Origin of the sequence: Phnomibacter ginsenosidimutans, from assembly GCF_009740285.1 — a bacterium.
Classification (GTDB): domain Bacteria; phylum Bacteroidota; class Bacteroidia; order Chitinophagales; family Chitinophagaceae; genus Phnomibacter; species Phnomibacter ginsenosidimutans.
The window spans coordinates 2,373,890-2,396,426 of record NZ_CP046566.1; the positions used below are offsets into that span (position 1 = coordinate 2,373,890).

The following is a 22,537-nucleotide window of genomic DNA, read 5'->3' on the forward strand; positions in this document are numbered from 1 at the left end:
TTTTTTGAATAATTCTCAGCTAAACCATCAGGTAACCCTTTTTTTCTCAAAAATTATTTACATGTTGTTTTTTTATTATTTGATATTGCTCCACCTCTATATTACTATCCACGTACGTAGCCACTGTAGTGGGCTACCATGTTGTAAAAGTCATTGGGATTAAATGGTTTCATCAGGTAGTCGTCCATACCCAGCACCTTAGCTTTAATAATAACCTCGGGCTCAGATGAGGCCGTAAGAGCCACCACCGGAGTAGTGGTATTAAATTCTCTGATGCGGCGGGTAGCTTCAAAACCATCCATATGTGGCATCTGCAAATCCATAAGAATGAGGTCGTAATGATTGGTCCGAGCCATTTTCACAGCTTCTATGCCATCGGCGGCATGACTGCAGCTGGCATTGCAATTGGTAAGCATTTGCTCTGCCACCATTACATTAAACTCAATGTCATCTACCACCAACACATTGATGCCGCTGAAATCGTTATGCAACTTTTTGTCGGGGTGCGGGGCATTTTGTGGTTCACCTGCTACCAAGGCCGGCAAGCTCAGCACAAATGAAAACGCTGCCCCTTTGCCGGGTGCACTTTGCAGGTCGATATGAGAATTCATGAGCTGCAAAATGCGTTTTACAATACTCAACCCAAGACCGGAGCCCCCGTACTGCCGGGTAATATTTGAATCGGCCTGTGTAAAATGATCGAATATGAGGTGTTGTTTTTCTTTGGCAATGCCAATGCCGCTGTCTTTTATGCAAAAGCGCAACTGAATATGCTCCTCGTTGCTGGAGGGCTCCACCATTACACTCAGCCACACCTGCCCTTTGTTGGTAAATTTTACCGCATTCGACATCAGGTTGTGCAGTACTTGGTTTAGCCGCACATCATCTACCAGTATATGCGCCGGCAGATTTTCATCGATGGTAAGTTTAATGATGGTTTGCTTTTCGTTGGCCTTTAAGGCATAGGCATATTTCAGGTTGTTGAGTATTACCCGCGGATCTACCATGCGTGGTGCCAGTTGAATTTTTCCTTCTTCTATTTTATTAAAGTCGAGAATATCATTTACCAAACTCAGCAGGTTTTCGGCAGCGGCATGCAGTGCGTTGATATTTCTTGCTTGCTCATGGGTAAACTGCTGTTGTTGCAACAGGTGCGACAAGCCAATGATGGCATTCAATGGTGTTTTGATTTCGTGACTCATGACGGACAAAAAATCAGACTTTACCTGTGCAGCTTTTTCGGCAAATTCTTTGCTTACTATCAACTGCTGTTCCAGGTTGCGCTGCACCTCCAATTGCTTGTTTAAATACCGCACTACATTAATGATTTCTGCTTCTGCATCATCTACATGTAAAACGGCATTTTTATCAATGCGTTGTATGGCATCTTTGAGTAAGCCCACCGATTGACGGATGATGTCGTGCTGAGATTCCAGGTGGCTCACAGCATCCTGGTACTCTTTTTCACTCACGGCATAGGCATGTTCCGACAGTAGTTTGTCTCGTTCAAACCACTGATAGGTTTCATTTACTACTTTTAAAAATGCCGACAGATTTTCTTCATTTACACCTGTAGAAAAATACCTGTCTATCTGCTTGTTAAGCGTTGGTACGAAATCGGATTGCTGAAGTTTGGTAGTCATACTAATGGTTTGAAGTGCTGTGCTCACACAGTGTTGTAATCGTCATTGTTTGGTTTTGCAAACCACAGGATCCAGGGGTATTTTGAAATGGCGATATTTCGCCATACGAATAAAAGCCAGTGATAAATGTTTGATGGCCCAGTATTTTTCTGGCAGCATGCAATTCTTCGTAGGTGCGTTTGTGTAAAATCATTTTTCTACCTACACAGCTTACAAGAATAGCCAACGTATTGTCTTCTTTATTGCTGACGGCTACTGATGCAGCAGCTGATTCCGATGCTTCCATCAGGCGTTCAAAATTGGCCTTCATAAGCCTTACCTTACTGCCTTCGGGAATGTTGCCGGCAAACAGCATAGTATGATTTTCTTCATCAATAGACAGGATGGTGCGGGTAACGGCGGGCATTTGCCCAACCCTTACAGATAAAGGAAACAACAACGCTGATGCGGGTAATTCTGCTTTAAAAGGACCGAGATATTCTTTATATAAATCAAGGGCATTTCTGCCATCTATTTCATACAAAATATTTTTATACGAACTGGTTACTGTACGCAAAGGACCAAATTCATCCCACCCGCCAAATGCACTTCCTTTTACTTCCAGCTGATGCCCGTAAAAACCAATCACAACTATATTGCCGCTTACTGGCAAGGCATTTAATCCGGTGACTGTTTCTTTAAACCTTTCACCATCTCCTGCCAGCCCTCCTGTCATCAATACAGCATCATTGCTGGCTGTATCATTCAATCCTTCAACGAGTTCTGTTCCATTTACCAAAGTACCATCGCTAAGAATAAAAAGCAGTTGCAACCCTTCAGATGAAAAACAACTGCGCAAATATTTTCCGGCATGAAAGCTATCGGCATGAGCAGCAATATTGGTACTGTAACATTGTACAGATGAACTTTCAAATTGTATAGCAGTTGCCAGCACTGTGTTCTCCTGCACTTCATCATGTAAAATTTCACCACTGGTAGAGGCCATTGCAATATTGGCAATGGGAAAGCGCAGTTTTAGCGCATCATAAATAAAAGGTTGTTGCAATAAGTATCTGTCGCCAAATACCAGCACCAGCTGTACCATTTCCGGCTGTAGTTGCTCTGTAGCATGTGTATTGCTCCAGGTACCATTATATTGTAAGCCGCAGATTTTCATACTGTGTTATTTTACAATGATGGCAAGAACCAACAATACCAATGCAGGCCTGAGACTGCAGCAGCTTATTTTTTCCAGCCAATATTTTTTTAGTATACCATGAACAATACCAACACAGTAGTTCAATCTACGCACCTGAGTTTGATTGACTGCTCATATATACCAGCAGTCCAAGCGAAAGGATATTAAACAACAGATGGCCACGCCATCAAATGATGTCAAAATTATCTGTTTTTCGATTAAAAAAAGATGATATAAGAATATATTTTGCAAATTCTTTCCCCTTATATTTCGCCTGTGTTGGATTTACAGGTTTGATCTAACTGCCAAACAGGTGGTATCTTTAGCACCTGTGTGTAAGCATTTATTTCATATTATTTTATGCGTAGCGCAAATAATGGCCATTGCGGCATTAGCCGGAGAGGCAACAGCACAACCCGGACCAGAGATATCGCTATCGGCTTCCACCTATTGTTTTTATAGCAACGACAGTTTACAGGTGTTCCGGTTTTCATCGGATAGTGGACTGACGAAGCCTGTTTACCAAAGTTTCGCCATGAGCAGGCAGCAGGCATTAGCGGTTTCTTTTGTGCACCAACATCAGCATATTCAACTGAGCAGTAAGCTCACTCACAACTACCCCATAGAAAAACACAGCTATAACAAGCCGGCACAGCTATTTGCTGTAAGCGACATTGAAGGCAACCTGCCTGCACTAATTGCATTATTAAAATCGGGAGGGGTTATAAACGACCAATGGCATTGGACTTTTGGCAAAGGGCACCTTGTATTTACCGGCGATTTTGTTGACCGTGGCTCTCAGGTATTGGAAGTACTATGGTTTATATACGCACTGGAAGAACAGGCACAAGCTGCCGGTGGAAAAGTGCATTTTATACTGGGTAACCATGAAGTAATGAACCTGGCTGGCGACAGCACCTATGTACATCCGCTGTACCTGCATCAAACACAACAGCTACACAAAAATTATGCTGCTATTTTTGGAGAGCAATCTGTATTGGGGCGCTGGCTTGTAGCAAAAAATATTGTAGAAAAGATAGGTCCGTTTTTGTTTTTACATGCTGGCATTTCGCCGTATACAAATGCTATGCAGGCCAGTGTACAACAGCTGAACCAGCTGGCCCGCCCCTTGTACAGAGATACCACCGGAGAAGGCCCCAACCTTGAAAGCACCATTGTGATGAGTGAAATTGGGCCTTACTGGTACCGGGGCTACTATACCGGCACCCAGAAAGCTACGCAAGCAACCATTGACAGTACACTTTCACTTTTCGGAGTAAAATATATTGTAACCGGACATACCATTGTAGCCAACCAAATCACACGGCATTTCAACAATAAAGTGATAAACATAGATGTACACCATGCCGGTGGCCACTCGGAAGGGCTACTTTGGAAGGATGATCAATTTTACAGGGTTTTGCCCAATGGAGACCGGATACTGCTTTGATTTCGGCAGAAATGTCTACAAAAAAGGTGAGAATGATGACATATGTCACTATCTAACAGTCGATCATGGTGGAACTTTATACAGATTCTACAGCACATCATAAGTGCACCATTCAAGCATTGATCTTTTTCTGAATGGAGTTCTAATACCAGCCGGCCTTTGGGATGATTATTCATTGTAAAACTGAATAAGATGAATCCCACTATGCTCTCCCGAATCAGAAAATCAGCCATGTTGCTGTTTATGCTTTCTACAGCTTTTACCAAAACTGTTATAGCACAAAACATGGCTATTAATACCACAGGCAACAACCCTGATGTATCGGCAATGCTGGATGTAGTAAGTTCCAACAAAGGCATGCTGCTGCCAAGAGTTTCGCTTACATCCACTACAGACGCTACAACCATACCATCCCCAGCAACCAGCCTGCTGGTGTACAATACCAATGCCAGTATTACAGGCACCCATGCCGATGGTGTAGGTTACTATTACAACAATGGCACATCAGGCTCACCAGAGTGGGTAAAACTCAACACATTTGGGGTAAGGTGGGATGATCTGAGAATAACACTTGACAGGGGAAGAGATGCCACGGCAATCAGTTATTTTTCAGGTTCCTCTGGTCCTGAAATATGGTATTTCAGAAACAACTCTCAGTTAGAAGCGATGTCATTTACGGTTCAGCTGCCACACACCTGGAAAGAGGGGTCAACAATTTACCCCCACTTACACTGGTCGCCAAAGGCCAGTAAATCTGGAAACGTTGAATGGAAACTGGAGTATACCTGGCAAAATTATGATCCTTCAACACCTCAGGTGTTCCCAGACATCACTACAAACACCGTGGTATCTACAGGACCATTTACAGCAAATAGTCACATGATTACTTCATTATCCAGCAATAATTCAGGCATAGACGGAACAGGCAAAAAGATATCCAGTATTCTTATTTGCCGCCTTACCAGAAACAGTTCGAACGCAGCAGACACATATGCTGATGATGCTGGTTTATTATTTCTTGATTTCCACATTATGGTAGACGCATTTGGCAGCAAGGCTGAATTTGTGAAGTAACACTTTGTGCTTTATTACTTCAACCTAAATCATCTATCATGAAAAAATATATTTCAATATATCTCTGTGGTTTATTATTTGTTCATTTATCTCATGCGCAATCACTAAAAATTTCTAACGGGGCTCAGCTAGTGGCCAAAGGAACTGCAACTGTGGTACTAAATAATCTCGGGATAACAAACGATGGCAATATTGTACCATCAACCAGTACTTTTATTTTTTCTGGTAACGGCACTACTAGCAGTAGTTTTATAGCGGGCAGTAGCAGTAGTAGCTTTTACAACCTAAGTATGAACAAATCGGCAAATGGGATGCAACTAAATGCTGACATTGCCGTGAGCAATCAACTCCAACTCATAGCTGGTGATAGTTTATTTTTAAATAATCACACAATTGAACTGGGCACTTCAGGTATACTCGTAGGTGAAACCGATAGTAAAAGAGTAACTGGTTATAACGGCGGCTATATTGAAAGTATTGTAACACTCAATGCGCCTCTAGCTGTGAATCCTGGCAATTTAGGTTTTGCAATAACTTCCTTAAGTAATTTAGGTGTTACTACAATAAGAAGAGGACATGTTGTGCAAGGAGAAGGTTCTGTATCCCGATACTTTGATATAATACCTACTAATAATTCTAACCTTGCATCTACTAGTGCCAGCTTTCACTATCTACACAATGAATTAAATGATAACAATGAGAATTTTTTAGATGTTTTTATTAGTTATAATGAGGGTGAATCGTGGACTTTTAAAGGCAACATAGATTTAAATACCACTTCAAATTTTGTAACAGAAGATGGATTTCAATCTTTTGGCAGGGTTATTATTGGAAATCTGGCAAATATTGTACTGCCTCTCCGTTCTGTTACGCTATCTGGCAATGCAACGCCAAAGCAGTTTAAACTACATTGGTTAGCAGCAGGCATAACCGCCAACGGTGTCAGTGTAATAGAAAAATCTTCTGACGGGACGGTTTTTACCCATGTGGCCAGTCTACCCTATTCCGTAACCAATGGCGAGCAACAGCACTTCAACTGGATTGACAATGCTACCTCAGATCAGGTATATTATCGTATCAAAGCAGTCAATCAAGCTGGTAAGACCATCTATTCCAATGTACTGCTACTGCAACGTGGCAGTAATACTTCATTTCAGGTTTACCCTAATCCTGCGAGAGGAAGCATACAATTCATTGCAAACAACATTGCCGCAAAAACTATCGACATTGGCATTTATGCACTCAATGGCCAACTAGTACAGCAGCAAATTGCAATCGTAAAGGCAGAAAAGGTGCAGCAGCAAATCAATATCGCAAATTTGCCTGCTGGTATTTATGTCATCCGTTCTGCAGCCATACCATTGGCACAGCAGTTGTTTACCGTGTATTAGCCAATAGACTGAATTTCGAGCAACACTTTTTTCAATTCTGCTTCATCCGCTACAAACATGCTACCGGCATCGGTAATTTGTGGATTCTGATACTGCACCGTATTGGGCCATTCTATTCTTGCAGAAGTGTGACACTCATAAGCACCTGTGTATTCCAGCAAGGCTTTTACATTGGCCGATTTTACACCCGCACCCGGCATAATGCTGATTCTGCCTGCAGCTTGCTCTACCAGTTTTTTCAACACTTCTTTACCTGCCGGCGCAGTGGCCGCTTGCCCTGAAGTCAACACCCGTTCGCAGCCTGCATCAATCAAGGCTTCCAGTGCTTCAAAAGGATCTGGTGCTGCATCAATAACCCGGTTGGAAGTAACACCCATTGGATAAGCCACTTCTACCAATCGCTTCATACGGTCGGTATCTACCTGTCCGGTGATGAGTTGCACACCAACAGAAATTCCATCGCAGCCCAGCTCCTTGCACATGCGTACATCATGCAGCATCATGGCAAATTCATCGGCATCGTAGTAATAGTTCATGCTGCGGGGGCGAATGATGGGATACACGGCTATCGATAGTTTTTCCCGCACCTGCCGAATGGCGCCGTAAGATGGCGTGGTACCTCCTTCAATAGGATTGTCGCAGAGCTCTACCCTTTTGGCACCCACTCTTTCTGCAATCAAACTGGTTTGAATTCCAAACGAACACACTTCTAATACTGCCGCTGGCATACTGCTGATTTTAGGCCGCTAAGATATTTGATTCTCTCAGGCGGCAGCCTGCCTGATGAAAATCATAGGGCAGCAGTCGGGAGCCCAATATTTTCGCGGCTTCACAGCGTTTTATCCATCTATGTCAGCCAAGCCAATTGAACTCATGGCGCCTGCGGGCAGCTTTGAAAGTATGATGGCCGCCATTCAGGGCGGTGCCAACTCCGTGTATTTTGGTGTAGAGCAGCTCAACATGCGGGCCCGCTCCAGCATCAATTTCAGCATCAGCGATTTGCCTGAGATTGCAGCCCTCTGCGAACGGTACAAGGTCAGAAGTTATCTCACCCTCAACACCATCATTTACGATCATGATGTACGCATGGTGCAAACCCTGCTTACTGCGGCCAAGGCTGCCAGCATCACTGCTGTCATTGCTGCTGATCAGGCGGTAATAGCCATGGCCCGTCAGCTGCAAATGGAGGTGCATATTTCCACGCAGGTAAACATCACCAATCTGGAAACCGTTCGTTTCTATAGTCTTTTTGCCGATGTTGTGGTGCTTTCCAGGGAGCTCAGCATTCGCCGGATCAAAGCCATTTGCGATGGCATTGAGCGGGAACAAATCAAGGGCCCTTCGGGCAAATTAGTAGCCATAGAAGTGTTTGCCCATGGAGCATTGTGCATGGCTGTATCGGGTAAATGTTATTTGAGCCTGCATACACAAAACTCATCAGCCAACCGCGGTGCCTGTTTGCAAAACTGCCGGCGTAAATACAAGGTCGTGGATATGGAAGAAGGACATGAACTGGAAATCGACAATGAGTACATCATGTCGCCAAAAGATTTATGCACCATTCCATTCATTGACCAATTGCTGGACGCTGGTGTACGGGTACTCAAAATTGAAGGCCGTGGCAAAGGACCCGAATATGTAAAAACGGTAACCCAATGTTACCGCGAAGCTATTGACGCCTATAACGCTCATGCATTAACGCCAGAAAAAATTGATCGGTGGATGCAGGCCATGGAAAAAGTATACAACCGTGGTTTTTGGGGCGGTTACATGTTTGGCCAGCAACTGGGCGAATGGACCGACAGCTCTGGCTCCAAAGCCAGCACCCGTAAAATATACCTGGGCAGAGGCCATCATTATTACCCTAAAAGTCAGATTGGGGAGTTTAAGATTGAAAGCTACCCCCTGCAGGTAGGCGACCAAATTATGATTACCGGCAAACATATTGGCGTGTATGAAACCAGTATTACTTCATTGCATGTGAATGATGCAGGCGCTGCGTCTATTGCTAACAAGGGCGATATCTGCGCCTTTCCGGTAGAAGTGCCCATTCACAAAACAGATAAGCTGTACAAAATTGTACCCGTGGAGGAGATGGCATGATCAGCATCACTCAGCAACGCGACAAATGCATAGGCTGCAACTACTGCGTAGAAGTAGCACCCGACCGCTGGCGGATGAGTAAAAAAGATGGACGCAGCACACTTATTGATGCAACAGAACGTCGTGGTTTCTGGACCGTACAAGTGCCCGACCATGAATGGGAAGCCAATGAGGCAGCTGCTAAATTGTGTCCTGTAAAAATTATTCGCTTGAAACAATTGTAGCAGCTGCTTTCACTTTACTCAATTGGCGGCCATTAGTTGTAATGCTGCCGGAAATAACACATGATTTTCTAAGTGTACATGCCTGTGCAAATCGGCTTCAAAGTCTTGTAGTTCCATCAGCAGCAAACTAAATGTATTACATGCCCCCTCAGGGATGGCATAGTTATTCGTCAGCACACGAATTTGTGCAAATGCATCGCCAGCATCATCGTGTTCAGCTTCCATTGCTGCTATAGGAGCCTGCAAGTAGGCAGGAGAAAAAAGTGTAGTCTGCTTCTTTTTACTGGCGGCATATACATCTCTTATTCTGGGAAATAAGATTTGCTCTTCTTTTTGCATGTGGTCATGAAGATGCGCCAATGCTGGCATAAACACTTCCCACACTTTAATCATGTAAGGAAATTTGTCGCCATGCTTGCTGGCCACTTTTTGTAAGTGATGCTGAATAGAGGCACCTTGCTGCAATACATACAAGTGATGCTTTCGGATAATAACACTGATGAGTTCTTCCACATTCATACTTTCTGTTTGTGGCGCCTGTTGTTGTTCATCAAGGCTCACTTGCTGCAAATCAGCTAATACGATGTTTAAATCGAGTTGGTTGTGCGCACAAGCTTCTTCGAGTGTTTGTTTGCCCTTGCAGCAAAAATCCAGTTGGTATTTTTCCAAAATATGTGCGGTCAGATGATGCTGTTTCACAATTGTTCCTAAAGTGTTGTTGGCTTGTATAGTCATTGTTATCAATTTTTTACAAACCTACCTGCGTATCATTCTGCAGTTTATGCGTCAACGCATAATGCAAAAAAAGCCTGCAAGAGTGGTACCTGCAGGCTTACAATGATGTTTGAAATCAACAATTAACTCTTCCGGAAAAAAATGCGCACCGGCACCCCTTTGAAATTAAAATTCTTGCGGAGTTGATTTTCGAGGTAATTTTTATACGGTGTTTTAATGTCATCCGGATGGTTGCTGAAGAATGCAAAGGAAGGCACTTTGGTAGGCAACTGTGTAATGTATTTAATACGGATCAGGGTTGCCTCTTGTCATAGGTGGTTTGTATGACTCAATGGCTTTGAGCATGACATCATTCAACTGTGAAGTAGGAATCTTCTGGTGTTTGCTCTCGAATACTTCCAGACCCAACTCAATGGCTTTAAAAATCCGCACTTTTTCTTTTGCCGAAATAAACAAAATGGGCACATCGTTGAAAGGTGCCAGTTTTTCTTTCAGCACTTTTTCATAGTCACGGGCTGTGTTGGTGGTTTTTTCCGCCAAATCCCATTTGTTTACGAGTATCACCAACCCCTTGCCTTTGTTGGCAGCCAGGCTGTAGATTTTTAAGTCCTGTGCAGTAATACCTTTTTCTGCATCGAGCAGCAGCATACATACATCGGCTTCATCAATAGCTTTGATGGCCCGGATGACAGAATAAAATTCGAGGTCTTCGTTCACTTTTGTTTTGCGGCGAATACCTGCGGTATCAATCAAAATAAACTCTTTGCTGAAGAGGTTGTAATGGGTGTGAATGGTATCACGGGTAGTACCGGCAATATCACTCACAATAGTACGCTCCTGTCCCACCAATGCATTCAGCAAACTGCTCTTGCCCACATTGGGCTGACCAATAATGGCAAACTTTGGCAATGAGTCTACTTGTTCTACTTCATCAGAATCCTTTTCTGTGATAGGCGCCGTTACGGCATCCAGCAGTTCGCCGGTACCCGTACCACTCATGCTGCTGATAAAAAACACCTGATCAAATCCAAGGCTGTAAAATTCGTTGGCCATCAACTGACGTTCGTAGTTATCAACCTTGTTTACCACCATGTACACCGGCTTGGTACTGCGGCGCAGCAGGTCTGCCATCGATTCGTCCAGATCAGTAACACCTGTGGCCACGTCCGTCATAAATATGAGGGCGTTGGCTTCATCAACTGCAATTTTTACCTGACGGGCAATTTCCCGCTCAAATACATCTTCGCTATCGGGCACAAAACCACCGGTATCAATAATGTTGAATGATTTACCGTTCCAATCGGCAACGCCATACTGGCGGTCGCGGGTTACACCGCTCAAATCATCTACAATGGCTTTTCGCTGTTCCAGCAAGCGATTGAAAAAGGTACTTTTTCCTACGTTCGGTCGGCCTACAATGGCAACTGTATAACTCATAACTTCTATTCTCTTTTCAATCATTAGCAGCGCATTTATCGGCAACCAATGATGGTTTTCTTCAAAGCAAAAAGCGGTGTGACAATGCTGGTGTTTGTTTGTGCCCGGTTTCAAATAGCATTACTGAAAGGTACTGCTTTCGTAAAAAGTTATTGGCTATTCGTAGCCATACTCCCGCAAAAACACATCCTGATCCCGCCATTTCGGACGCACTTTTACAAACAATTCCAAAAATACTTTCTGACCTAAAAATTGCTCGATGTCTATCCGGGCAGCGGTGCCCAGTTTTTTTATCATACTTCCCTTATCGCCAATCAGGATGATCTTTTGCATTTCCCGCTGTACAATAATGTCAGCCCGTATTTTAATCAGCGTTGTTTTTTCTGTAAACTCCTGCACCAATACAGTTGAGTGATACGGCACTTCCTGATGATACAACTCAAAGATTTTTTCACGAATAATTTCGCCTACAAAAAAACGGGTAGGCAGGTCGCTCAGGTCTTCGGTGCTGTAAAACGGATCGCCCTGCGGAATGAACTGCAGCAAGGTTTTCAGCAGTTCGGGTACACCAGTACCTTTCAATGCAGAAATAGGAATAACAGCTTTGTATGCTCCACTTTCAGCAAAGTAAGCCGCCGTTTTTTTCCAGACAGATTCTTTTACGCTGTCAATTTTATTGACCAGTAAAATGGCCGGCACTTTCAATTTCAATTGCTGAAAAAAAGCATGTGCTTCTTCGTCCTGCAGTTCTCCCACATCATACACCAGCAAGCCCACATCTGCATCTTCCATGGCGTTGCGCACCTGCTTCATCATGCGTTCGTGCAGCTTGTACTGCGGCTCTATGATGCCTGGTGTATCAGAAAAATGATTTGAAAATTATCGCCGTTCAAAAAAGCCTTGATGCGATGGCGGGTGGTTTGCACCTTGGGGCTGACAATGGCCATCTTCTCGCCTACCAATGCATTGAGGAGAGTGCTTTTGCCGGCGTTGGGTTTGCCTAATATGCTTACAAAGCCCGATTGAAAGTTCATTGAATAAAAAAAGGCTCCCGGGGAAGCCTTGATTTTTTGTTGCGAAGGTAGGGATCGAACCTACGACCTTCGGGTTATGAGCCCGACGAGCTACCGCTGCTCTACTTCGCGTCGTTTTTGGGACTGCAAAGATAGGGGGATACACTTATCGAGCCAAAACTGTTATGATCTTTTTTGATGTCGCTGGCACCGGAGGCAGAAATGGATTTCACAACGCCTTCGCCTTTGTAGAAAATATCGCTGGCACCAGAAGCTGCAGCTTTCAATTCTTTGTTCACCAAAATTTGAATATCGCTGGCACCACTAGCACTTACATCGCAATAGTCGGCAGAGAGTTCAAAGGCTTTCAAATCGCTGGCTCCACTCAGGCCTGCACGAAGGTTGGTGGCACTGCCTGAGATGACAAAATCGCTACTGCCCGATGCAATCAATTTCAGGTTGGTCACTTTTACAGCTCCTTTAAAATCGCTTGCTGCCACTCAATACAATTTCGAGATCATCTGTTTTAAATGTGCCTTCCGTTTTTACGTTGCAAGCACCCGATGCACCAATTTTCATAAGGGTGGGCACCGATACATAAGCCCGCATGTACTTGGCGCCCCAGCCCATGTTGCTTTTGTAGCCAATGTACAAGGTATTGTTGCGCACCTCTGTGGTGATGCCATCTACATATTTGGCTTCGGAAGCACTTACGGCTACAGCGGTACTGTTGCTCTGAGAAATGATTAAATCAATAGCACTGCTGATAACGATGCTGTTGAAACTGCCCACGTTGCGCACCTCCACATTGGGATCGTTGATGGTGGTTTGTGCCATAGCGGGCAAAAAGCCAAGTTGGAATAACACGGCAGCAAGCAAGAAAAAACGTTTCATATCAAAAATCATTTTCAAGTGAAAGTAAGGGATTAGCCACCTTGGTGGGGTTATTGTTCTGTTGTGACCGTTGTACGAAATCGGTAATAAAATGTTACAGTGCATGAAAAAGTTTTGTCAGAAAATTTTTCGTGACTATACATTTGCATATTAATCATCGCCCGGGGTGTTTCAGCACAAAGTGACTGAGACTGAGAAATCACCCGTTGAACCTGATCAGGATAATACCTGCGAAGGGAAGGCCGCTTCCTTCTTAGCCATACGTGGCTGTGTGCAGAAGCATTCCGGGCAAATTCCGTGTAGTATGAAAAGGATTTGCTCGATTCTCTCCCTCCTTATTTCTTTCTCTGTAGCGGCACAAAATACTGTTCGTATACAGGTAGTTCAACCCGATGGTACAGCACTCGATGGTGCCAGCATTAGTCTGCAGGCCGCCAGCAAAAAAACATTCATCACCAATGGCAATGGCCTGGCCGATGTAAATAGCAGCAGCGCCTCATTGGCCTTGCGCATCAGCTATGCCGGGTATTACGCCAAAGATACCAGCCTTACTGCTGGCAATAGCCTGCACAAAATTGTGCTCACGCCCCTGCCAGCTGCTTTGCAGCCTGTGGAAGTACGAGGCATCCGTGCCGGCAACAATGCGCCGTTTACCAAAACAGACATTGCAAAATCGACCATCGAAAAAAACAACCTTGGTCAGGACATTCCTTTTTTGCTGAACCAAACGCCCAATGTGGTGGTGAACAGCGACGCTGGTAACGGTATTGGCTATACCGGCATCCGCATACGGGGTAGTGATGCCAGCCGTATCAACATGACCATCAACGGCATTCCGTACAACGATGCCGAAAGTCAGGGGCTGTTTTTTGTAAACCTGCCCGATCTGCTCTCTTCGGTAAGCAGCATACAAGTTCAGCGGGGTGTGGGTACCAGCAGCAATGGTGCCGGAGCCTTTGGTGCCAGCATGAACTTCAGTACCCACAGTTATCAGCCACAGGCTTATGCTGAGGTGAACAACAGTGTTGGCAGTTTCAGTACGTTTAAAAACACCATCAAAGCAGGCAGCGGTTTGATAGGCAAGCATTTCACGATTGATGCCAGAGTAAGCAACATCAGCAGCGAAGGTTTTATTGACCGGGCTTCGAGCAGGCTGCAAAGTGGCCAATTCACCGTCGGGTATTGGGGCAAAAAATCGTCGCTCCGCTTCAATGCTATTTTGGGTAAAGAAAAAACCTACCAGGCCTGGTACGGCATCAGCGAAGCGGACAAAAACAACAACCGCACCTTCAACAGTGCCGGCACAGAAAAGCCCGGCTCACCTTACGACAATGAAACCGATAACTACTGGCAAAACCACTACCAGTTGTTTTTTAACCATGAATTCAACAGCCACAGTGTGTTCAACACGGCACTGTACCTCACTACCGGCCGTGGTTACTATGAACAATACAAAGCCAATGCCCGTTTGTCTTCGTACGGCATCAATCCGATAAATGATGGAAATGGTATTCCACAAAGCCGTACCGATTTGATACGCCGGTTGTGGTTGAAGAACAAACTCTTTGGTCAGGTATTCTCTTGGCAGCATACCAAAAACCGCCATGAGTTTACGGTAGGTGGTGGCTGGAGCTTCTATCCCGGCCAGCATTTTGGCGATGTGATCTGGACAGCTGCGCAACCCAATTTCCGCCAGCGTTATTATGATTTTGATGCTTCTAAGTCGGACATCAATGTGTACAGCAAATACCAGTACAGCCTGCCCAACAACCGCTGGAAATTGTTTGCCGATGTGCAATACCGTTTTGTGCACTACAAGATTGATGGCTTCCGCAACAACCCCGGCGTGTCGGTGAATGAAAACTGGAACTTCATCAATCCAAAGGCCGGTATATCTTATCAGCATCAAAACTGGAGTGGCTTTCTCAGCTATGCGGTGGGCAACAAAGAACCCAACCGAGATGATTTTGAAGCAGGCCTTACCCAACTACCCCGCCGCGAACAGCTGCATGATGTGGAACTGAACATCAGCAAAAAGAACTGCTGCGCAATGTACAAGCCAGCCTGACTGTGTACTACATGCGGTACAAAGACCAGCTGGTACTGACCGGAAAAGTAAACGATGTGGGAGCTTATACCCGCACCAACATACCCAACAGCTACCGTGCCGGTGCCGAACTCGAACTCAACTACCGCTACAAAAAAGGTAACATCCGCTACTCCGGCGCCTTTAGCCAAAACAGGCTGCTTGATTTTACCGAATACATTGACAACTACGACGACGGTACGCAGCAGGCCATTGTACGTGGCAATACCGCCATTGCCTTTTCGCCCAAGTTTGTGCAGTTTCTCTCAGTAAGCTACCAACCGGTGCGCCAACTGGAATTGGAGTGGATGGCTAAGCATGTGAGCCGCCAGTACCTCGACAACAGCGAATTGCGCAGCCGGAGTCTCGATCCGTACATCAACAATGATGTACGTGCCAGCTACTTGTTCTCCGTGGGCAAAGTGCTGAAAGAAGTACGCCTGGCCCTGCAGGTAAACAACGTACTCAATAGCCAGTACGAACCCAATGGCTACACGTTCAGCTACATTGCCGGTGGCAGCCTCAGTACCGAAAACTATTACTACCCCATGGCTGGCCGCAACTTTATGCTGGCCCTCAACATCAAACTCTAACGCTCACGGCTTTCAGCCAAATACAAAAGAGCAGCCCACTGTGTAGCGGGCTGCTCTTTTTATGCGTTGTAAAAAAATTACTTGCGACCGTAACGGGCTTCCCAATCGAGCATGCCGCCTGCCAGGTTGATAACGTTGGTAAAACCAGCCGACTGCATTACCAAACCGGCAATCTGGCTGCGGTTGCCGCTGCGGCAATACACAATCACTTCCTCGTCTTTAAGGTGTTCAATGTCATCAAACTGCATGGCCGTAATGAGGCCCAGCTTATAGTGCAAACCACCGATGTTGAAATCGGCACGTTCATGGTCTTCTCTTACGTCAATCAGGTTAACGGTTTCGCCGGCATCGAGCCTGCTTTTCAGGTCTTCTACAGACATTTGTTTCATGGACATAGGGGCTGCTTTGATAAATTGATGGATTGCAAAATTGTGGCAAAGACAGATATTATTGTTCGACAATTGTCACCGAGTCGGCAGCAGGCGGCGTTACAGGCGTTGTGCCAATCCACACATCCATGCTTTGGCCGGGCAGCATTTTATTAATCTCACTGCTGCCATCGGGTAATATACTTCTCAGCTCGGGGCTTTGTTTGTAAATGAAAGCGTTGGCGGTATCCTTCACATCGGGGTCGGCCAGTATGGCGCCAATGTTGATGCCCATGCCACTCAGGAAAGCCTGTGCTTCGCTAAAGCGCATACCTACCAGTTGAGGCACTTGCAGCTCAGCATCGCCGAGGCCACTGCCCAGCACAAAACTGATGACACTGCCCTGATAGATTTTGGTACCCGGCCGTATGGGGGCACCATTGTAAAGCTGCTCCAGCACGGCATCTTTGGCTATGTCGGGCTTGCGGCTGGTATCGCCAATGCGCAGGCCCATTTGCTTGATGTAGAGTTCGGCGTTGCGAAACGAAAGGCCCACCAGGTTGGGCATATCCACCATGGGCGGCTGGCTGCGGTTGATGGTAAGGTAAATGGTCCGCTTGGCTTTTACCATATCCTCACCGGCGGGTAGCTGCTTGAGCACAGCCCCCACAGGCTCCGATTCCAGCCAAATACTATCCTGAATTTCTACGGTAAAGCCTTTGTCTTCCAACAGGCGGATGGCTTCTGCGGAAGGCTTACCAATGACAGAAGGTACCCTTTCGTACTGACCGTGGCGGGTGATGAAACCCAACATCCACAATACCAGAAACAACAATCCTACTACCAGGGCAATGGCTGCCAGCAGGTTGACCCAAAACGGTTGCTTGGTGATGAATCGAAACAAGATGAATCAAATTTATTGGGGGTGTAAAATACCAATCCTTTCGAAGTGGCCGCTAAAATTAACGGAATGCTCAGGCTTTTCGTCTGTGCAGGGCATCTTCTATTAACGCTGAGTAAAAATCGCGGAGCGACCAGCCCATGGCTTTTACCTGCTGCGGTACAATGCTGGCGGCACTCTGCCCCGGCACGGTATTAATCTCCAGCATGTAGGGTTCGCCCATGGCTTCGTTGAAAATAAAATCAATCCGCACCACACCATTGCAGTTGAAAATGCTGTAGATCTTTCTGGCAGCAGCCCGAATTTTCTCGGCCTTCCACGCTTCTACTTCCGCCGGTGTTATCTCTTTGCTCTTGCCCTGATACTTGGCTTCGAAATCGAAGAAGTAGTTTTCGCTGATCACTTCCGTCATGGGCAGGGCCACGATTTCACCATGCAGGCGGGCTACGCCAATGGTAAACTCCCGGCCGGCAATGAACTCTTCCACCAGCACCTGATCGTCTTCGGCAAACGCCTTATCAATAGCGGCGGGTAAACCAGCCGCATCGGGCACTTTGCTCATGCCAATGCTGCTGCCACCGTTGGCCGGCTTTACAAACACCGGAAACTGCAATGCCGCCGCCAGTTGTGCCATATCAATGGCATCGCCTTTGAAGTAGTGGAAACTCTTGGCCACATGAATGCCGCTCATGCCGGCTACGGCCACGGTGTACCGCTTGTTGAAGGTGATGGCCGAAGCAGTGGCATCGCAGCTGGTGTACGGTATACCCAGCATGTCGAAATAGCCCTGCAGCTTGCCATCCTCACCGGGGGTGCCATGTATACCAATGAGCACCGCATCAAACCGGATGGTTTGGCCATCGAGCGGCACGGTAAAATTGGCCCGGTCTACCGGCAGCTCCGCTCCCTGGTGCAGGCAAAACCAGCCATCCTTGCGGATGTCGATGGTATAGTATTCAAACTTATCGGTATCAATATTGGCCTGGATGGTGATGGCACTCTTGTAAGAGATTTGTGCCTCACCACTGTATCCGCCTGTAACAAAGGCTATCACCGGTCGCGACATAACTACAGTGTTTTGCGCAAAGAAAAGGAAAGAAGAAGTATGAGGTATGAAGTACGAGGTAAGAGGTTTGAAATGGTTTTTGTTTTTTGGCAACCGGATTATTTGATGAGTACCCATTACAACGCTGCCCTGCAAACTGCCATCCCGATAGCTATCGGGAGCAAACTGCAAACTGCCAATTGCCTTTTGCATCCAAAGCCTTAATTTAATAACCGGAAAAAAGTGTTTGGTTTTCCACTTGATACAAAATGGAGCAACAAAAAATTATAGTTGATCTGAGTGGCTTTTACCATAAAGGAGCACACCGTATGGGCATTCATTTTGCCAATCATGGCAGCATCAACGGGCCACTGCACAAAGCTGGTGCCTTATGGAGCCGCACCCACAAATGCTGGCATGTGCCGCTTGGTAAAGATGCATTTGAAAAAGTGATGGCCATTCTTGCCCCTGTGGCCAATATTGACCGCAGTAAGCTGGATGCCTATATAAAACAACTGAAACAACCAGCCGCAACAAAAGCCCCAAAAGCCATTATAGTTCAAAAGCCTACCACAACAATTAAAAATATAGCCGCACCCGCAGCTACACCATATTTAAATGCAGCCAATGCAGCTGCACTGCAACAAACCCAACAGGCACTGATACTAAAAGGTTACAGCCAAAGTACCCAACGAACTTACCTTACTGAGCTACGCCTGTTTTTTGCCCAGCTGGGTAAGCATGAGGCTCATACATTTACCACCCAACGGCTGAAAGATTACCTAAGCTACTGCCATACGCAATTGCAACTGAGTGAGAATACTATACACAGCCGCATGAATGCCCTGAAGTTTTACTACGAGCAGGTATTGGGCAAGGAAAAACTGTTTTGGGAAATACCCCGGCCGAAAAAGCATTTGCAATTGCCGAAACTGCTGAATGAAGAAGAACTGGCTAAATTGTTTAATGCCTTGGATAATAAAAAACACAAAGCCATGCTATTTACTATCTATAGCGCAGGCCTCAGGGTAAGCGAACTAGCAGCTCTAAAAATATCGGCCATAGATAGCGAAAGGATGCAGATATTAATAGCTCGGGCAAAAGGCAAAAAAGACCGTTACGTAAACCTGAGCCCCTTATTATTGGATATTTTAAGACAGTATTTAAAACACCACAAACCAACTCCCAAAGTATATCTGTTCGAATCGGACCAAACAGCAACCGCCTACCCAACCAGGACGATTCAGCAAATTTTTAGTAATGCGAAAAGTAAAGCAGGTATTACAAAAGAGGTAGGGGTGCACAGTTTACGTCACAGCTTTGCCACCCACTTGCTTGATAAGGGAACTGATATAAGGTACATAAAAGAACTGCTGGGCCATTTCGACATTAAAACCACAGAGCGGTATCTTCATGTAAGTAAAAAACAATTAGTAAACATTATAAGTCCTTTGGACGACCTTTGGAAAAACAAAAAAATCGACTGGTAGCACCAACAATACAACATGTATAACCGGGTGTATTGTACTAATAACAATACAAAATGTATAACGCTAGAACATTGACAATCAATAATGTTTCATTAGGTGTTTTTGGAAATAGTATCATATATTTACGTGTTATGGGCAACCCTATTTGACGACACCGCAACATTGAAACAGACACATAACGACATACAAATGCCAACCCTTCGCAAAATTAAAAGAGCTGCAAGCCGACACACAAGCCAACGCTTTTGCAGCACATTTAATTTTGCCCAACTGCACCCAAAGCCCACCCACCACCCTACAAGTGGACAGCGGACAATTTGAGTGTAACTTTTGACCGAAACAGCACTGAAAAAACTAACTTTACGACCTATAAATTGAATTTATTATAAATGGTAGCAGACAAAGAAGCTAAAGCAAGGATTAAGATAAATAAATTGTTGGAGGACGCAGGCTGGCGTTTCTTCGACAATGAAAACGGTATCAGCAACATTGCCTTAGAACACAGGACAAAAAAAGCTCAGTTCGACAATTCCAAACTTGGCGAAGACCTTGAAAATGCACCAGACGGCTTTATTGACTATCTACTTCTCAATGAACAAAAAAGACCAATTGCATTAGTTGAAGCCAAAAGAGAAAACATTGACCCACTCGATGCAAAACAACAAGCAAGAGAATATGCAAGGGCTCAACATATAAGACACATCTTTTTATCAAACGGAAATGTTCACTATTACTGGGACTTGGAGTATGGTGAGCCAACAATCATTTCAAAGTTTTTGAGCATTAAACAATTAGGAGAAGCAATAAAATGGACTCCTAATCCTGAACAAATGGCAGAACAGCAAATTGATGAAAATTATATTGCTGTTTCACAAGACCCCAAATGGTTAACATACACCGAAGCACAGAAAAACGAAGCAAAGACAAACAAAGGAATTCGACAATTAAGAGATTATCAAGTTGAAGCAATTAGCAAACTCAAAAACGAATTTCTAAAGGACAAAAGAAGATTTCTTTTGAAATGGCAACTGGAACAGGGAAAACCCTGTTAAGTGCAGCCATCATCAAAATGTTTATTCGCAGTAACAACGCAGACAGAGTTTTATTTCTTGTTGACCGTATTGAACTTGAATTACAAGCATACAAGCATTTTAAGAACTACTTAGAAGATGACGGAATTCAATCTGTTATTTACAAGCGAAACAAAAACGATTGGCAAAATGCGAAAATCGTAATTACAACAATTCAGAGTTTATCATACGATAACAGATTTTTAAAGGAATTTTCGCCTACAGATTTCCAGTTAATTATATCAGATGAAGCACACAGAACAATTAGCGGAAACAACAGAATAATTTTTGAATATTTCATTGGCTCTAAACTTGGTTTAACTGCAACTCCAAAAGATTATTTAAAAGGTGTAAACCTTGACGATGCAGATCCAAGAGATATTGAAAGGAGACTTCTTTTAAGCACTTATGAAACATTTGGTTGTTCCGATGGAATACCAACTTATCGTTTCAGTTTAGAAGATGCGGTTAAACACGTTCCGCCTTATTTATGTATGCCTAAATTGCTTGATGCAAGAACAGACATCACCACAGACCTATTAAGCAAACAAGGCTGGACATACAAATTCACAAACGAGGACGGAGACGAAGAAGAAGATACATTTTATAAGAAGGACTTTATGAAAAAATTCGTTTCTAACGAAACGAATAAAAAATTCATTGAAGCCTTTTTCAAACACGCCAAACGAGACCCAATAAGTGGAGAAATTGGCAAAACTATTTTCTTCTGTGTTTCTCGTTTTCATTGTCGCATTGTTACAAAAATGCTCAATGATGAAGCCAGCAAATTATTTCCTGAAGAATATGGCAAAGGCTCATTCTTCGCCTTGCAAATAACTTCTGATATTACAGGCTCTCAAGACAGAACTACACGTTTTGCAAACAACGACCTTAACGGACATTCAAGTTTCAATCCTGATTTAAGAGATTATGAAAGCAGTAAAACACGAGTTTGTGTAACTGTTGGAATGATGACAACTGGTTACGATTGTCCAGATATTCTGAATGTCGTTTTAGCAAGACCTATATTTTCACCCACAGATTACATTCAAATAAAAGGTAGAGGAACAAGACTGCACATATTTGAATATGGCGATTTACCAAGAGTAGATAAAGACAATTATTTTTTATTTGACTTCTTTGCTAATCATCAATATTTCCAGGAGGAATATGATTACAAACAAAAAATTGAATTGCCTAAGGAAAGTGAAGCAAGTGAAGGCGGTGGCGGAACGCCAACTCCCGATTTGAATTACACTGGTTCAGACGAAGTAAAATCAATCAAAGAAGAAGATTTTGGTCCGACCAAAATAATGAAAGTTGATAAAGAGGCTTTCTCAAAACGCTTTGAAGACACAACGAAAGAAGAAGTTGAGAAAAATCCTGACCTCAAAAAAGCTGTTGAACAAGAAGACTGGTCAACATTAAGTTCCTATGTTAAAGAGAAAGTGTTCAATCAACCGACCGAATATTGGAATTTAGAAAAATTGCTTGACTGGTATGAGATTGACAGAAGAGCAACATTGCAAGAAATTTTAATGAAAATATTCCTAAACGGCTACAAGCTAAAAACAAGAACAGATTTAGCAGACGAGTATTTTGAAAAGTTTATGAGTGATGCAAAACTTGACGGCTCAAAATACAATTCAGCAAAACGCCTTTTTGAAAGTTATTTACTGTTTGACGACATACGCAAACAAATGAATGACAAAAACCCCGACCCTAATGATGCAAGGCTAGGGCTTTACAATTTGAAAGTTATTGGAAAGGATAACATCCCTGTAATTCTCAATTACATCAAAGACAACGTAAACATTAATCAATTTTTACCTCGATAATTAAG

The 22,537-nt window shown here is 44.2% G+C and carries 21 protein-coding genes, 1 tRNA gene, 1 pseudogene and 1 riboswitch; of the genes and pseudogenes, 10 read left to right on the forward strand and 13 right to left on the reverse strand.

Annotated features, from left to right (window positions below):
* Positions 1-104: 104 nt before the first annotated feature.
* Positions 105-1,643: a response regulator gene (locus GLV81_RS10275; RefSeq protein ID WP_157478788.1), complete on the reverse strand. Its 1,539-nt coding sequence runs from the start codon at positions 1,641-1,643 to the stop codon at positions 105-107.
* 1 nt (position 1,644) lies between these two features.
* Positions 1,645-2,799: an FIST signal transduction protein gene (locus GLV81_RS10280; protein WP_157478789.1), complete on the reverse strand. Its 1,155-nt coding sequence runs from the start codon at positions 2,797-2,799 to the stop codon at positions 1,645-1,647.
* Between the two features lie 352 nt (positions 2,800-3,151).
* Between GLV81_RS10280 and GLV81_RS10285 the strand changes: the two genes are divergently transcribed.
* From GLV81_RS10285 to GLV81_RS10295, 3 genes are all read left to right on the forward strand, one after another.
* The gene (locus tag GLV81_RS10285; protein ID WP_157478790.1) at positions 3,152-4,270 is read left to right on the forward strand and encodes a metallophosphoesterase; all 1,119 of its coding nucleotides are present in this window, start codon (positions 3,152-3,154) and stop codon (positions 4,268-4,270) included.
* A gap of 192 nt (positions 4,271-4,462) precedes the next feature.
* On the forward strand, positions 4,463-5,344 hold the full coding sequence (locus GLV81_RS10290; RefSeq protein ID WP_157478791.1) for a hypothetical protein: 882 nt from the start codon (positions 4,463-4,465) through the stop codon (positions 5,342-5,344).
* 38 nt (positions 5,345-5,382) lie between these two features.
* Positions 5,383-6,735 (forward strand): T9SS type A sorting domain-containing protein, encoded by a 1,353-nt coding sequence (locus tag GLV81_RS10295; protein ID WP_157478792.1) that lies wholly within the window; start codon positions 5,383-5,385, stop codon positions 6,733-6,735.
* Here the strand turns inward: GLV81_RS10295 and GLV81_RS10300 are convergent.
* Complete coding sequence (locus GLV81_RS10300) at positions 6,732-7,463, reverse strand: copper homeostasis protein CutC (protein ID WP_157478793.1); 732 nt, start codon at positions 7,461-7,463, stop codon at positions 6,732-6,734. The two genes, GLV81_RS10295 and GLV81_RS10300, sit on opposite strands and share 4 nt — an antisense overlap.
* Before the next feature lie 121 nt (positions 7,464-7,584).
* Between GLV81_RS10300 and GLV81_RS10305 the strand changes: the two genes are divergently transcribed.
* Together GLV81_RS10305 and GLV81_RS10310 are read left to right on the forward strand one after the other, a co-directional pair.
* Positions 7,585-8,838 (forward strand): peptidase U32 family protein, encoded by a 1,254-nt coding sequence (locus GLV81_RS10305; RefSeq protein ID WP_157478794.1) that lies wholly within the window; start codon positions 7,585-7,587, stop codon positions 8,836-8,838.
* Positions 8,835-9,062 (forward strand): ferredoxin, encoded by a 228-nt coding sequence (locus GLV81_RS10310; protein ID WP_157478795.1) that lies wholly within the window; start codon positions 8,835-8,837, stop codon positions 9,060-9,062. Before GLV81_RS10305 ends, GLV81_RS10310 begins: the two co-directional genes overlap by 4 nt.
* Positions 9,063-9,080: 18 nt before the next feature.
* Here the strand turns inward: GLV81_RS10310 and ric are convergent, their stop codons facing one another.
* From ric to GLV81_RS10340, 7 genes and pseudogenes are all read right to left on the reverse strand, one after another.
* Positions 9,081-9,797, reverse strand: a complete 717-nt coding sequence (ric, locus tag GLV81_RS10315; protein ID WP_157478796.1) for an iron-sulfur cluster repair di-iron protein — start codon at positions 9,795-9,797, stop codon at positions 9,081-9,083.
* A 122-nt stretch (positions 9,798-9,919) separates the two neighbouring features.
* A complete protein-coding gene (locus tag GLV81_RS20315) occupies positions 9,920-10,054 on the reverse strand; it encodes a hypothetical protein (RefSeq protein ID WP_246186381.1) in 135 nt (44 codons plus the stop codon).
* A gap of 25 nt (positions 10,055-10,079) precedes the next feature.
* On the reverse strand, positions 10,080-11,234 hold the full coding sequence (gene der / locus GLV81_RS10320) for a ribosome biogenesis GTPase Der (RefSeq protein ID WP_246185922.1): 1,155 nt from the start codon (positions 11,232-11,234) through the stop codon (positions 10,080-10,082).
* Between the two features lie 156 nt (positions 11,235-11,390).
* Positions 11,391-12,268: pseudogene (era, locus tag GLV81_RS10325) on the reverse strand (GTPase Era).
* Between the two features lie 39 nt (positions 12,269-12,307).
* Positions 12,308-12,379 (reverse strand) — tRNA-Met (locus GLV81_RS10330).
* Positions 12,370-12,747: a GIN domain-containing protein gene (locus tag GLV81_RS10335; protein ID WP_157478797.1), complete on the reverse strand. Its 378-nt coding sequence runs from the start codon at positions 12,745-12,747 to the stop codon at positions 12,370-12,372. Before GLV81_RS10335 ends, GLV81_RS10330 begins: the two co-directional genes overlap by 10 nt.
* Positions 12,728-13,141 (reverse strand): GIN domain-containing protein, encoded by a 414-nt coding sequence (locus GLV81_RS10340; RefSeq protein WP_157478798.1) that lies wholly within the window; start codon positions 13,139-13,141, stop codon positions 12,728-12,730. The genes GLV81_RS10335 and GLV81_RS10340 overlap by 20 nt, the downstream gene beginning before the upstream one ends.
* 152 nt (positions 13,142-13,293) lie before the next feature.
* Positions 13,294-13,398: riboswitch (TPP riboswitch) on the forward strand.
* Positions 13,399-13,445: 47 nt separating this feature from the next.
* Between GLV81_RS10340 and GLV81_RS10345 the strand changes: the two genes are divergently transcribed.
* Positions 13,446-15,209 (forward strand): TonB-dependent receptor, encoded by a 1,764-nt coding sequence (locus GLV81_RS10345; protein WP_157478799.1) that lies wholly within the window; start codon positions 13,446-13,448, stop codon positions 15,207-15,209.
* Positions 15,210-15,220: 11 nt separating this feature from the next.
* The gene (locus GLV81_RS10350; RefSeq protein WP_157478800.1) at positions 15,221-15,820 is read left to right on the forward strand and encodes a TonB-dependent receptor domain-containing protein; all 600 of its coding nucleotides are present in this window, start codon (positions 15,221-15,223) and stop codon (positions 15,818-15,820) included.
* A gap of 77 nt (positions 15,821-15,897) precedes the next feature.
* On the opposite strand, the gene GLV81_RS10355 is transcribed toward GLV81_RS10350, so the two are convergent.
* The 3 genes from GLV81_RS10355 to GLV81_RS10365 all read right to left on the reverse strand — a co-directional run bounded on the left by GLV81_RS10355 (position 15,898) and on the right by GLV81_RS10365 (position 18,347).
* Positions 15,898-16,209 (reverse strand): rhodanese-like domain-containing protein, encoded by a 312-nt coding sequence (locus GLV81_RS10355; RefSeq protein ID WP_157480726.1) that lies wholly within the window; start codon positions 16,207-16,209, stop codon positions 15,898-15,900.
* Between the two features lie 58 nt (positions 16,210-16,267).
* Positions 16,268-17,092 carry a PASTA domain-containing protein gene (locus tag GLV81_RS10360; protein ID WP_157478801.1) on the reverse strand — a complete coding sequence of 275 codons (825 nt, stop codon included), beginning with the start codon at positions 17,090-17,092 and terminating at the stop codon, positions 16,268-16,270.
* Positions 17,093-17,162: 70 nt separating this feature from the next.
* A complete protein-coding gene (locus GLV81_RS10365; protein ID WP_246185925.1) occupies positions 17,163-18,347 on the reverse strand; it encodes a D-alanine--D-alanine ligase in 1,185 nt (394 codons plus the stop codon).
* Positions 18,348-18,403: 56 nt separating this feature from the next.
* On the opposite strand from GLV81_RS10365, the gene GLV81_RS10370 reads away from it, so the two are divergent.
* The 3 genes from GLV81_RS10370 to GLV81_RS10380 all read left to right on the forward strand — a co-directional run bounded on the left by GLV81_RS10370 (position 18,404) and on the right by GLV81_RS10380 (position 22,532).
* A complete protein-coding gene (locus GLV81_RS10370) occupies positions 18,404-19,624 on the forward strand; it encodes a tyrosine-type recombinase/integrase (RefSeq protein WP_157478802.1) in 1,221 nt (406 codons plus the stop codon).
* Positions 19,625-20,013: 389 nt separating this feature from the next.
* Positions 20,014-20,676, forward strand: coding sequence for a type I restriction enzyme HsdR N-terminal domain-containing protein (locus GLV81_RS10375; RefSeq protein WP_157478803.1), 663 nt, complete (start codon positions 20,014-20,016; stop codon positions 20,674-20,676).
* The gene (locus GLV81_RS10380; RefSeq protein WP_157478804.1) at positions 20,646-22,532 is read left to right on the forward strand and encodes a DEAD/DEAH box helicase family protein; all 1,887 of its coding nucleotides are present in this window, start codon (positions 20,646-20,648) and stop codon (positions 22,530-22,532) included. Before GLV81_RS10375 ends, GLV81_RS10380 begins: the two co-directional genes overlap by 31 nt.
* Positions 22,533-22,537 lie beyond the last annotated feature (5 nt).